9 protein-coding genes are annotated in these 13,114 nt (G+C 64.3%); 2 read left to right on the forward strand and 7 right to left on the reverse strand.

Annotated elements, in window-relative coordinates:
• The first annotated feature begins 144 nt into the window (after positions 1-144).
• On the forward strand, positions 145-2,397 hold the full coding sequence (locus tag BLR25_RS10180) for a hypothetical protein (RefSeq protein ID WP_091937219.1): 2,253 nt from the start codon (positions 145-147) through the stop codon (positions 2,395-2,397).
• Positions 2,398-2,442: 45 nt separating this feature from the next.
• Here the strand turns inward: BLR25_RS10180 and BLR25_RS10185 are convergent, their stop codons facing one another.
• Positions 2,443-3,750: a response regulator gene (locus BLR25_RS10185; RefSeq protein WP_091937221.1), complete on the reverse strand. Its 1,308-nt coding sequence runs from the start codon at positions 3,748-3,750 to the stop codon at positions 2,443-2,445.
• Between the two features lie 159 nt (positions 3,751-3,909).
• On the opposite strand from BLR25_RS10185, the gene BLR25_RS10190 reads away from it, so the two are divergent.
• The gene (locus BLR25_RS10190) at positions 3,910-5,403 is read left to right on the forward strand and encodes an NAD(P)H-hydrate dehydratase (protein WP_091937354.1); all 1,494 of its coding nucleotides are present in this window, start codon (positions 3,910-3,912) and stop codon (positions 5,401-5,403) included.
• 17 nt (positions 5,404-5,420) lie between these two features.
• Here BLR25_RS10190 and BLR25_RS10195 read toward each other — a convergent pair whose 3' ends face one another.
• The 6 genes from BLR25_RS10195 to BLR25_RS10220 form a co-directional block, all read right to left on the reverse strand.
• Positions 5,421-7,631, reverse strand: a complete 2,211-nt coding sequence (locus BLR25_RS10195) for a SulP family inorganic anion transporter (RefSeq protein ID WP_245715523.1) — start codon at positions 7,629-7,631, stop codon at positions 5,421-5,423.
• Between the two features lie 22 nt (positions 7,632-7,653).
• Positions 7,654-9,342: a Na/Pi cotransporter family protein gene (locus BLR25_RS10200; RefSeq protein ID WP_176785831.1), complete on the reverse strand. Its 1,689-nt coding sequence runs from the start codon at positions 9,340-9,342 to the stop codon at positions 7,654-7,656.
• Positions 9,343-9,355: 13 nt separating this feature from the next.
• The gene (locus BLR25_RS10205) at positions 9,356-10,126 is read right to left on the reverse strand and encodes an HAD-IIA family hydrolase (RefSeq protein WP_091937225.1); all 771 of its coding nucleotides are present in this window, start codon (positions 10,124-10,126) and stop codon (positions 9,356-9,358) included.
• Positions 10,127-11,404 carry a TRAP transporter large permease gene (locus tag BLR25_RS10210; RefSeq protein WP_091937227.1) on the reverse strand — a complete coding sequence of 426 codons (1,278 nt, stop codon included), beginning with the start codon at positions 11,402-11,404 and terminating at the stop codon, positions 10,127-10,129.
• A gap of 2 nt (positions 11,405-11,406) precedes the next feature.
• On the reverse strand, positions 11,407-11,928 hold the full coding sequence (locus tag BLR25_RS10215; RefSeq protein ID WP_091937228.1) for a TRAP transporter small permease: 522 nt from the start codon (positions 11,926-11,928) through the stop codon (positions 11,407-11,409).
• Positions 11,929-12,102: 174 nt separating this feature from the next.
• Positions 12,103-13,092: a TRAP transporter substrate-binding protein gene (locus tag BLR25_RS10220; RefSeq protein ID WP_091937230.1), complete on the reverse strand. Its 990-nt coding sequence runs from the start codon at positions 13,090-13,092 to the stop codon at positions 12,103-12,105.
• Positions 13,093-13,114 lie beyond the last annotated feature (22 nt).

Consider the following 13,114-nt stretch of genomic DNA (forward strand, 5'->3'; position numbering starts at 1 on the left):
GGAAAAAAGCGGAAATCCGCACGAAAACAACGGGAATTCGACATTATAGCCGAGAGCCTCCCGGACCGCCCCGTCGTTGACCGCTGACACAATTGGGTTAATCTGAGAAAAAAAGCCACCGTTGCATGACAGCCGGGAGGGATCATGAAGACAGAATGCCCGATGACATCTGCCGCCACGCTCAGGAAAACGCTGCCGGCAGTGCTGATCTCCGCCGCGCTCGCCGGCCTGCCGCTCGCCGCCAATGCGGGAATCATGCGCAACTATGACGAGGAACTCGCCGTCTCGGTCAAGCACGTGCGCGACGGAGTGCTCAAGCAGGCGGTCACCCATCTCGAGAAGAACAACGAGGACAACGACAAGGACATCCTTTACTTCTTCGAGAAAGGCGAACTCTTCAGCCTCGGCAACAATTACCTGGCCAGCCGCGACATCTGGATGAAGGGCGACGAGATCATCCAGGCCTGGGAAAACGAATTTCGCACCAACCCTTCGAAACTCTTCGGTGACATCGGCAGCTATCTCATCAGCGACAAGACGCGCCGCTATGACGGTCAGGATTATGAAAAGGTGATGCTGTCGACGCGGCTGACCCTGACCCACATCATGCTCGGTCACTTCGACAACGCGCGCATCGAGATGAAGAAGACCTACGAGCGCGAAAAATTGATCGAGTCGTTCCGGGAAAAGGAATACGACGCGCTTGCCGCCGAAAACGAAAAGGAAGGCAACGGCGAGATCAAGAAGCTCGACGGCTACCCGATGGCCGAAATCGACACCCCGGAAGTGCGCGAACTCAAGAACGGTTTCCAGAACGCTTTCGCCCACTACCTCGCCGGCTATTTCTTCGAGGTCACCAACGAGTCCTCGCTCGCCGAACCGGGCTACCGCAACGCGCTGCAACTCGCGCCGAACAGCCGGATGATCCTTAGGGCGCTCGAAAACATCGGCCGCGAACCGCTGCCGGAAGGCCAGTCCGAAGTGCTCTTCGTCATCGAAACCGGCTTTGCGCCGAGCATCGATTCGCTCAACATCCCGATTCCAATCCCGCGCAAGCGCGGCACCATCGTCACGCCACTGTCCTTCCCGGTGGTCACATCCTCGCCCAAGGTCCTGGTGCCGCCGACGATCAAACTCGTCGACCAGGCGCTGCCGGTGGAGACGCTGACCAACATCGACACCATGGCGCGACGCATGATCCGCGACCAGATGCCCGGCACCATCCTGCGCACCGTCATCCGCGCCGGCTTCAAGTCGCTGGTGCAGGACCAGGCGGAAAAGGCGCACTGGCTGGCCGGGCTGATCGCCAAGGTCGCTTCGGTCGCCACCGAGCAGGCCGACGACCGCAACTGGCGCATGCTGCCCGAACGCATCTCGATCGCCCGTGGCCGCCTGCCACACGGCCGCCGCAGCATCGAGTTCCAGACCAACGCCGGCAGCTATCGCACCGAAGTCGACATCGCCGGCGCGTTCACCATCGTTCCGATCCGCCTCACCGGCGGCGCCGTCTATGTCGGCTTGGCGCAACGCGCGCCGCAGGGCGCCAACGCGCTCGCCGAACTGACCGTGCAGCCCTCCGGCGAAGGCCTCGCCGAACCGGTCGCCAGCGCCGCGCCAAGCCCGGCCGCTGCCGCCAGCGTACCGCTGACGCTGCTGCGGGCATCGCCTTCATCAACCCCGACCGCCACGGCACCGACCCGCGCGCCGGCCCCCGGAGCGGAACCGACGCCGGCCACCGATACCGCTCCTCCCACGCCTCCCGCTCCCGCCGCAATCCAGACGGCCAGTGCCGGCACGTACAGCATCGCGCCCACCGCCGCACCGACGGCCGCCGCGCTCGGCAAGCGTGTCTCCGTCGGCGACACCACCTACATCGGCGATTTCCGCTTCGAGCAACCAAGCGGCCTGCCGGCCGGGCAGGGCCGCGTCGAATGGCGCAACGGCGACAGCTACGAAGGCACGCTGGCTGGCGGCCTGCGCACCGGCAAGGGCAGCTTCGTCAGCAAGGACGGCGGCTTCCGCTACGAGGGCGACTGGCGCGACAACGCCCAGAACGGGCGCGGCAAGACCACCTTCGACGACGGCGACGTCTATGAAGGCGACATGGTCGGCGGCCTTTTCCATGGCCAGGGCACCTACCGGTCGAAGGACGGCTGGCGCTACGAGGGCGAATGGAAGAACGGTGTCAAGGACGGCCAGGGACGGCTCACCTATGCCGACGGCGGTCGCTGGGAAGGCCGCTTCGCCGAGGACCGGCAAACCGCCGATGGCCAGATGATCTTCAACACGACGCCGGTCGCCGAGGCCCGCCCGGCCGAGACGCCGACGGCCGCGCCCAAGGCAGCGCCTGAAGCGGCGAGCGCGCCGGCACAGGAAGAGGACGACGAGGACGAATGACCCGGTCGGGCGCGTGCCAGTACCAAGCGGTTGATTGCGCCCCCTCTAGCCCGCAGCGCCCTGCCGCACCGGCAGCGTGATGCGGAAGCGGGAACCGCGTCCGACGGCGCTATCGACCCCCAATGTCCCGCCGTGGCTGCGGATGATGCCGTAGGAGAGCGAGAGGCCGAGCCCGAGGCCCTTGCCGGCCGGCAGCGTGGTGAAGAAAGGATCGAAGATGCGCCGGCGCACGTCGTCGGGCATGCCGCAGCCATTGTCGGCGAACTCGACCCAGACGCTGTCCTTGCCGACGCCGCTACGGAGGGTGATCTGTCCGCGCGCCTTGCCAAAGGCATGCTCGGCGTTGACGAGCAGCGCCATAAAGACCTGATTGAGCTGCTCCGGCAGACACTCGACCTCGGGCAGTTCGCCGTACTGCTTGATGACGTCGGCCTTGTCGCTGACTTCGCTGCCGAGCAGTTCGAGCGTCGCGTCGATGCCGCGATGCAGGTCGGCGAGGCGCCAACGGCCGGACGCCCCGGTCTGGGCAAACTCGCGCAGACTGTGGGCGATCTTGCGCACCCGTTCGATGTTCTCGCGCGACTCGCGCCCCAGGCGCTCGGCATCCGCCGCCAGGCGCGCGACATCGACGTCGCGGCGACACGCGGCGACGCGGGCCAGGCGTTCCGGCGGCAGGTCCGCCGTGACTTCCTCATAGGCGCCGACGAGGTCAAGCAACTGCTGCACATCCTGCAGCAAGGTCCCGATCGTCGCGTGCACAAAAGCCATCGGCGTATTGACCTGATGCGCCACGCCGGCCGCCAACTGACCGATGCTGGCCATCTTCTCGCTCTGGATCAACTGTCCCTGAACGCGCGCCAGCTTGGTATTGACCTCCGACAACTCGTCGCAGCGACACGCCAGTTCGGCCTCGGCCAACTCGCGCAGGCGGACATCCTCGGCCAACTGCCGGTTGGCCTTGATCACCTCGTGGCGCAGCGTCGCGATCCGCGTCATCGCCATCATCTTGGCGCGCAGCACACGCTCGGGGACGTTCTTGGCGATCAACTCGTCGCCGCCGGCCTCGATCGCGGCGATGACGTTATCGTCAGTGCCGACCGAGGTGAGAAAGAGGATCGGCGTCCACGCCCATTGCTTCGCCGCCTCGAAGGCGCGGATCTGACGTGTCGCCTCGAAACCGTCCATCACCGGCATCTCGATGTCCATCAGGACGAGGTCGGGCGCAAAACGCTGGAATTGCTCGATGCCCTCCCGCCCGTCATGGGCGACCGCCACCTCGTTGCCGAAAGCCCGCAGCCGCTCGGCGAAGACGACGGCCGCAGAACGTGAATCGTCCACCAGCAAGATCTTCATGTCATCCTCCGGAACGGCGTTGGGTCACTGCGATGGGACCGCGAGCGCGGCCCCCGGTCACTTTCATTGTAGATGCAGAAACGCCAGGTCAAGCTGCTGTCGGACCCGCGCCAGAACGCGGTAATATCCTCGCATTACATTGCCATGCCGGCGCCCGCCATGACCTTCGACACCGCCCTCCCGCTCTATCGTTCCGCCGATCTGCGCCATATCGAAAGCGCGGCCGCCGACCAGAAGCTCATGCAGCGCGCCGGACGCGCCGCCGCTGACTGGGCGAGCCAACTGTGCGACAACGGTGGCGCCATCCTCGTCCTCGCCGGCCCCGGCAATAACGGCGGCGACGCCTTCGACGCGGCACGGCGGTTGCGCGCCGCTTTCTTCGACGTCGAACTCGTCTTTCCCGGCGACCCCGAGCGCCTGCCGGCCGACGCCGCAGCCGCCTGCAAGCACTTCCTCGCCGAGGGCGGCCGCATCCGTCACGCCATTTCGCCGCAACGGCACTGGTCCTTGATCATCGACGGCCTGTTCGGCATCGGCCTCACCCGCGACATCACCGGCCCCTATGCCGGGCTCATCGACAGCGCCAATGCTCTCGCCGACCGCGACGGCTGCCCGCTGCTGGCACTCGATTGCCCGAGCGGACTCGACGCCGATACTGGCGTCGTGCGCGGCGCCGTCATCCGCGCCAGTCACACGCTGAGCTTCATCGCCGCCAAACCGGGGCTGTTCACCGGCGACGGCCCCGATTGCTGCGGCAACTGCCGTGTCGCCGCGCTCGACCTCGACGCCGAGGCGATCGCCCCGGCGGCCGGACGCCTCGTCGGCATCGACGCCTTCGCCGCACACCTCAGGCCGCGCCGGCGCAACAGCCACAAAGGCAGCTACGGCAATGCCGGCATCCTCGGCGGCGCCCCCGGCATGACCGGCGCCGCCCTGCTCGCCGCCCGCGCCGCCTTGCGCCTGGGCAGCGGCCGCGTGTACGTCGCGCTGCTCGACGCGCAGGCACCGGCGCTCGACCCCTGCCAGCCCGAACTGATGCTGCGCCGGCCCGACGCGCTCCATGACGCCGCAATGAGCGCGCTGGCCTGCGGCCCCGGCCTCGGCACCTCGATCGCCGCAAAGGAACAATTGGTCGCGGCCTTGCGCCAGGACATCCCGCTCGTACTCGATGCCGATGCGCTGAACCTGCTCGCCCGTGAATGCGATCTGCCGGTCGCCGTCGCCCTGCGCCAGGCGCCGACACTGCTGACGCCGCACCCGGCCGAAGCCGCGCGCCTGCTCGAACGCAGCGTCGAGGCGATCCAGTCCGACCGCATCGGCGCCGCCCAGGAAATCGCCGAGCGCTTCAACGCCCTCGTCGCCCTCAAGGGCTGCGGCACCGTCCTGGCACATCCCGACGGACAGTGGCGGATCAATGCCAACGGCAATCCCGGACTGGCTACCGCCGGCAGCGGCGACGTGCTGACCGGCATCATCGTCGCCCTGTTGGCGCAGGGATGGGACGCCGACGCGGCGCTGGCCGGCGGCGTGCATCTGCACGGCGCCGCGGCGGATCGGCTCGTGGACGAAGGCCTCGGCCCGGTCGGGCTGACCGCCGGCGAATTGATCGACAGCGCCCGCTACTGCCTGAACGACTGGATCGGCCGGGCTTGACGGCCGGACGGGACCGCTCAGTTCTCGCGCAGCAGCGTCAGCTCCTGGTCTGAATGACGCAGGCGTAAGGCCAGTGTGCGCGCCAGCTGGGAGATGAGCAGGAGCGCGATGCGTTTGTGCTCCTCGGCGAGGACGTCGAACTTCTCCATGCTGAGCACATAGAGTTCGGCATCGGCGGAGACGACGGCGCTATTGCCGCGCGGCCGGTGATCGAGGAAGGCGAGGCCGCCGAAGAACTCGCCGCGCCCGTAGGTGGCGATGTGATGCAACTGCACGTCGGTGCCGACACGCCCCATGATCCTGACCTCGCCGCTGCGCACCAGATAGAGATTGCAATCCATATCGCCGACGTCATAGACGACGTCGCCGGTCTTGCACGAGCGCGCTTCGAGACAGGTCGCGAGATCGATCAAGGTATCCGGCTTGCTGCCCTTGAACAGGCCGATCTCGTGAAGTTCCAGGGGCGGCAGCGTCGCGTCGGCCTTGCCGACGTCGCCGAGGATGCGCTCCTCGACCCACTCGATCGCCGCTTCGAGCGAGGGCATGAACAGCACTTTCTCGCCATCCGGTACCAGTCCGGCAAGTTCGAGGAATTCGCGCAGATTGCGGCCGTTCGGCAACATCTCGCGCACGCTCGACAGGATCAGCGGCACTTTGCGTTCGGACAGGATGTCGCGCACCAGACTCAGCATGTGCGCCGCGGTCAGATCGACCGATTGCACGCGCTGCAGGTCGAGGATCAGGTAATGCGTCGTCGACAGCTCCGGCTCCAGGCGCAGATAGAGCTGGTGCGTCGTGCCGAAGAACAGGCTGCCCTGCAGCTCGAAGATGACGGCGGTATCGCCGAACTGTTCGAGGCGCTGCATCTCGGCGTCGGGGCGGTACCAGGTCGAGGAGCGCTGGCCGACGACGCTCTTGCGACGGACGACGTTGCCGCCGACCTGTTCGCGCAGGAAGAGGATGATCGACAGCACGACGCCGACCGCCGACGCGGCGATCAGGCCGATGAACAAGGCCGAGGCGACGACCGCCAGCACCACCGAGAAGTCGAGTACGGTCGAACGCGATTCGAGGAAGCGCAAGGGATCGGTATCGATCATGCGCATGCCGACGACGAGCAGCACGCCGGCCAGTGCGGCGATCGGAATCCAGGCGACGAAGGCGCCGAGCACGAGGCCGACGACCGCCACGGTGACGCCCTCGACGATGCCGGACATCCGCGTTTGCGCCCCGCTGGAGAGGTTGACGAGGGTCGCGCCCATGGTGCCGGCGCCCGGCATGCCGCCGATCGTCGAGGCCACCGCGTTGGCGAAGCCCTGCGCCGCCAGTTCGCGGTTCGGTTCATGGCGCGTCCGCGTCATCTGGTCGAGGATGACGCAGGTCTTGAGCGTGTCGATCGAGAGCAGCGCCGCCAGCGTGATGGCGCTGCCGATCAGTCCGCCTACCTGCGACAGGCGCATCTCGCCGATGTCATTCCAGCGGTTGGTGATGAGATCGATGTAGCCGGCGCCGTTGGCACCGAGTTCACCGACGACGAGTTCATTGCCCTCGAGCACGCGCATCGACGGATCGAGCGCGGCGAGGCTGCCATAGGTGACCGCCCCGGCGACGATGCCGATGATCGTGCCGGGCACCGTCTTGACGAAACGCCGCGAGAGCAGCATCGCGGCGGCCGTCACACCACCGATCGCGAGTCCGCGCAGGTCCCACAATTCCGGCTTGATCAGCGCCTGGTACCACAAGGTGCCTTCGGGCGCGCCGGCGAATTTCGGCAACTGACTGCCGATGATGATCAGGCCGACGCCGCTCAGGTAGCCGCTGACGACCGGATACGGGATGTACTTGATCAGCCCGCCGATGCCGACGAAGCCGATCAGCATCTGGATGAGCCCGGTGAGAATGCCGAGTACGGTCATCAGCAAGACGATGGTGACCGGTGTCGTGCCCTGACCAACGAGTTGGATGGCGAACGCGGAAAGCACTGCCGCCGCCGGCGCGCAGGGCGCCGAGATCAGCCGGTCGGTGCCGCCGAAAACCGGCGCCAGCAGGCCGAGCGCGGTCGCGCCGAGGATGCCGGCGAGCGCCCCGAAAGCGGCATAGTGCGGATTGATCGCCGCATAGACGGTGACACCGAAGGCGACCGACGCCGGCAATGCAACCAGCATCGCCGCGAAGCCGCCCCAGAAGTCGCCCGAATGACGCATCCATGTTCCGGAAAATTCGCGCATGACGCTCCCCTGGAAGTCGTGATTATTCTGGATTTGTTGCCAGTTTTTCTTCCTCGGTACGCCCGGGCGAATCGCTCTCGGGCAATACATCATAGCCAATGCTCGAAATCTGCGTGCTGATCCAGCGCAGGTCCGAAATCAGGTCGAGATGCGCCGAACTGCTGCTCATCGCATCGGAATGGCCCTGGCTCAGGCGGCCGATATGACGCCGCGAACTGTCATGGCACATGCCTTTCATGTCGCGCTTGCGCTGCACCAGCAGGTTCGCCGTATCCGGATGCCAGGCCATGATCACCTCGGCCGAAAGTTGTGTCGTTCCAATGAGAAAGCGGAACAGGCGCTCAAGTTCCGTCTTGCCCTCGTCGGAAAACTGCTTGCCCGATTTTTTCATCGACTCGGGAATGCGCAGCATCGTCTTGCAAATGACATCGCCGGCATTTTCCAGGTTGGCCGTGTAGCGCAAGAGCGCGGTGACGCGGCGCTGCTCGGTTTCGTCGAGCCCCTTGCGCGTCAACGCGACAGCATAGGCGCGCACCGCCTTGAACAGCGTGTTGACCTTCTCCTCCATGCGCAGGATGTCCTCGGCGCGCTCGTGCTTGCCGGCGATCAGCATGTCGAGCGCCGCTTCGAGCATGTTCTGGATCGTGCCGAGGATGCGCAGGATCTCGCGCGTCAAAGCCAGCACCGGGAAGGCTGCCACATCGCCGCAGTCCTCGCCGGCGTTCGGGATGTACCGGGGCCCGATCGTGCTGACCGGCTTGTCGGCAGTGATGAAAAATCGCTCCATGAAGCGCGCCAGCGCATCGACGCGCCACGAGAAAACGGCGATCAGCATCAGGTTGAAGAGGATGTGCAGCACCACCACGCGGAAGCCGGCAAGTCCCGGCAATACGGCGTAGAGCCGGTCGATCAGGTGCAGCGCGACGAAGCAGGCGAAAACGCCGGCGAGCTTGATGATGGCATGGCCGACGACGATCCGCCGTGACGGCGCCGCCTGGTTCATGCTCATGACGATCGGCGGGATGGCGTTGCCGACGTTGATACCGAGGATCGCCGCGACGATCAGCGCCGCATTGTCGGTGATCCCCGCCTGTACCAGCGAGGCCCAGAACAGCAGGATGGCGATCGACGAATGCGCCAGCCAGGTCAGCAGCGCGAACAGCAGCAGCGCGATCAGCAACTCGTCGCCAAGCGAGGAAACGACGATGCGCACCAACTCGCTGTTGGCCAGCGCCGATGACACCTGACTCATGAAGGTCAGGGCGATCAGCACCATGGCGATGCCGAGCAGGATGCGGCCGTACTGCTTGGCCGGCGAATCGCTTTCGGCATAGATCGAATGCAGCAGGTAGCCGACGAACATCAGCACAGGCCACATCGCCTTGAGATTCAGGGTCAGGAGCGCGGCGACGACGGCACTGCCGGCATCGGCACCGAGCATCAGCACCAGCCCGTCGGCGACCGGGATGACGCCAAGCGCGGCCAGGGTCGAGGAAAACACGGCGACGGCGATCGAACTCTGCAAGATCGTCGCCGACCCGGCGCCGGCCAGCAGGGCGACGAGCCGGTTCTTCAGCGTGCGCGGCAGGATCTCGCGGATTTCGGCACCGTAGGCGCGCATGACGCCGGTACGCGCCATGCGCACGCCCCAGAGCATCAGCGTCGCAGCGCCGAGGATCATCGTCAGCTCATAGGTGCCCGATTCAACCATGGACGACCGACCTCTAAAGATTGCCCAGGTGGTCGACGACCAGCGTCGGCTGCCTTTCCAGGCCCGGCAGATCCTCGCGCTTCGCTTCGCCCGAGAGCACCAGAATGAAATCGATGCCGGCATTCTCGGCCAGCACCTTGTCGGTCATCAGCCGGTCGCCGACCATGACCATGTCTTCCTGCCGGAAGCGCTTGAGCAACGGCGACAGGACGATGGTATTGGGCTTGCCGAAGACAAGTTCGGGCAGGCGGCCGGTCGCCGCCTCGTAGAGTTTGACGAAGCTGCCGGTATCGGGCAGCGGTCCCTGCGCCGACGGACAGACGAGGTCGGGGTGCGTGGACAGGAAGCGCACGTCGGGCCGTTGCAGCAGGAGGCACGAAGTCGCGAGTTTTTCGTAGGTCAGTTCGGTGTCATAGCCAAGGACAACGGCCTGACAGCTGGCATCGGCGGTGAAGACGAGTCCCGGCACGCGCTGGCGCAGATAGGCCTGGAAGCTCGTGTTGCCAACGGGATAAATCCGGGTCAGCCCGTGCTCGATCAGGTAATCGGCGAGCGGCAGCAGCGGCGACAGGATGCGCTCGACCGGCACCTCGGCAAGACCGACGCTGGCGAGCTTCTTCGTGTAATCGGAAAGATTCTTCGAGGTGTTGTTGGTAAGGAAGAAGATCTCCTTCTTCCCCCAATTGCGCCGGATGTAGTCGATGGTGCCCAGGATGGGAACGTCACCGAGGTAGACGGTCCCATCCAGGTCAAAGACGACGCATGTTTTGCGGTCGAGATCCACTTACATCAACCACTTGAGCGGCACGAGCGAGAGCTTCGGGAAGAGCAGCAGCAGGAACAGCACTGCGATTTCCATCAGCAGGAAGGGCGCCAGCTTGCGCACCAGATGCCCCATCGAAATCCCGGCCGAACCGCAGACGACGAACAGCACCGTGCCGACCGGCGGCGTGATGACGCCGATACCGACGTTAAGCACGAAGAGCAGGCCGAAGAAGTACGGATCGATACCCGCGGCATTGGTGAGCGGATAGAACACCGGCGCGAACAGCAGGATGTTCGGCGTCAGGTCCATGACGCAGCCGGCGGCGAACAGGAAGATCATGATCGCGATCAGGAGCAGCGTCGGCGTCGGCACCAGCGGCTCGAAGAAGGCCTTCATCTGGTCGGGGATCTGCGCCGCGGTGATGAACCAGCCGACCGCCGTGGCCGCACCGACGATCAGCATGACCACCGCCGTGCTGCGTGCGGCCGTCGCGCTGACGCGCAGCAGGTCGCGCAGCGACAGTTCGCGGTAGTACATCGTCGTTACAGCGATCGCATAAACCGCAGCGAAGGCACCACCCTCGGTCGGCGTAAACACGCCGCCGCGGATACCACCGAGCAGCAAGACCGGCAGCATGAAGGCCGGCGTCGCTTCCTTGAGGATGTTGATCGCTTGTTCGCGCGTGAAGACGATCGTCTCGGTGTAGCCGTCGATCCGCACGATGAAGAACCACATGAGCAAAAGGAAGAAACCGATGATCAGGCCCGGTACCAGACCGATCATGAAGAGCTTGGTGATCGACAGCTCCATCGTCGCGCCGAGCAGGATGAAGTTCGCCGACGGCGGGATGATCGGACCGAGGATCGCCCCGGCGGAAATGATGCCGCCGGCACGCCCCTTGTCATACCCCGCATCCTTCATCATCGGGTAGAGGATGCCCATCAGCGCTGCCGCTTCGCCGACCGAACTGCCCATCAGGCCGGCGAAGATGACCGCCGCAATGATCGTCGCGTAACCGAGGCCGCCCTTGACGCGACCGATCATCAGTTGCGCGAGCAGGATGACGCGCTTCGACAGACCGCCGCGCGCCATGATCTCACCGGCGAAGACGAAGAACGGGATGGCCATTAGCGGGTAGTTGTTGACACCATCGACCATCGCCTGCGGAATGATCATGAAGTCGCCGTCGCCCGAGTAGACCATCAGGACGATCGCCGACAGCACCATCACCAACGCAATCGGAATATTGAGGAAGAGGAAGAAAAAGAGGCTTCCGAGGAATACGAGTAATTCCATGATCAGAACTCCTTCGGAATGCGAACGAATTCACACGCGGGCTTCTTCAGCGTGTTCAGCAACTCACGCCCGCGAATGATGATGACCGCCAGGGCCATGGCTGGCAACGTGCCATTGACAAAGGCCATGTTGAGCCCGGTCGCCACCGTCGCCGTATCGATCGTCTGCTCGACCAGTGAAATACCGCCGAGGAACAACAGCACCAGCGCCGCCAGCGCGAACAACTGAGCGACGACATCCACCGCTTTCTTCGTGATGCCCGTCAGCAAGCTCGTCACCATATCGACGGCGATATGACGGCCGCGATAGAAACCCTCGATCGAACCGAAGAAGGTGATGTAAATGAACAGGATGCGCGCCCATTCCTCGCTCGGCGCAAAACTCGCCTTGAATATATAGCGCAGCATGGCGTTCCAGAACACCAGGCCGATCATCGACAGAAAAATCACCGCACAGAACACCTGGAAGGCGATTTCCGCCTTGCTTTCGTTTTCCTGTGGTTTCTCCGGCATGAGCTCGCTCATCTTGCCGTCCCCTTCTCAAACAATTGACCCCATTTGGCCGCTGGCGGCGACCGCTCGATTATTTGCGCCACGCCGACCGCCTCCTGCGGCCAACACGCTGCGCCCCCCCAAATTGTCGTCTCGTCCCGCGGCACGGGGCCGTTCGTCGAACGCCCCGTGCGCAGGTATTGACGATCACTTGTACTGTTTGACGCTTTCGAGAATTTCCTTGGCATTGGGCACGGTGTCGTAGAACAGTTTCCACGTACCTTCGCCCGCCTTCTTCAGCGCAGCCTTGAATTCCGGCGACGGGTTGGTGATCTTGCCACCGCCCTTGTTGATCTCGTCGATCGCCTTCTTCTCGTTGTCAGCCGCCATCTTCCAGATATCCTCGGCCGAACGCTTGGCGGCGTCATCGAACACCTTGCGGTCTTCCGGCGGCAGCTTGTTGTAGAAGTCGTTATTGATATAGAGCGAGTGGATCACCAGGATGTGACCCGACAGCGTGATGTTCGGCGCGATCTCGTACATCTTCAGCGCGACGATATCGGAGAAGGGGCTGTCGCCACCGTCGATCGTGCCCTGGTCGAGCGCCGCCGGCACTTCGGCGAACGGCATCGGCTGGCCGCTCTGGCCGAGCTGCTTGGCGAACTCGACATACAGCGGAATGTTAGGCACGCGCATGCGCAGGCCCTTGAGGTCATTCACGTTATTCACCGGTTTCTTGGTATAGAAATGACGGAAACCGAGCGGGAAAGCGTTCATCATCGTCAGGCCCGATTTTTCGGCGAAGCCTTTACTGATCAGCTTGAAGGTCTCGCCGTTCATCGCCTTGTGGGCATGATCGAGACTGTCATACAGCATCGGCGTTTCCAGCATGGCCATGGCAGGGAAAATCGAGCCGGTCTGCGTGCCGGTGGCGCACATCTGGATGATGCCCTTGCGCGTCTGCGCGATGTAGGCATCCTCCTTACCGAGTTGGCTGTTCGGGAACACGCGGACGTCGTACTTGCCCTTGGTTCCTTCCATGACGTATTTGGCGAACAGCTTCATGCCAACGGTTTCCGGCTCGCCATCCGGCTTCATGCCGGCGATTTTGACGATGATCTTGTCGGCAGCGAACGCGGGGGCCAAGGAGCCGCCCAGCAATGCCAACAGGGAAAGAAGAAGAATCCTGCGTTTCATAAACCCTCCGTCATTAATAGAT

Source organism: Propionivibrio dicarboxylicus (assembly GCF_900099695.1).
Lineage (GTDB): Bacteria > Pseudomonadota > Gammaproteobacteria > Burkholderiales > Rhodocyclaceae > Propionivibrio > Propionivibrio dicarboxylicus.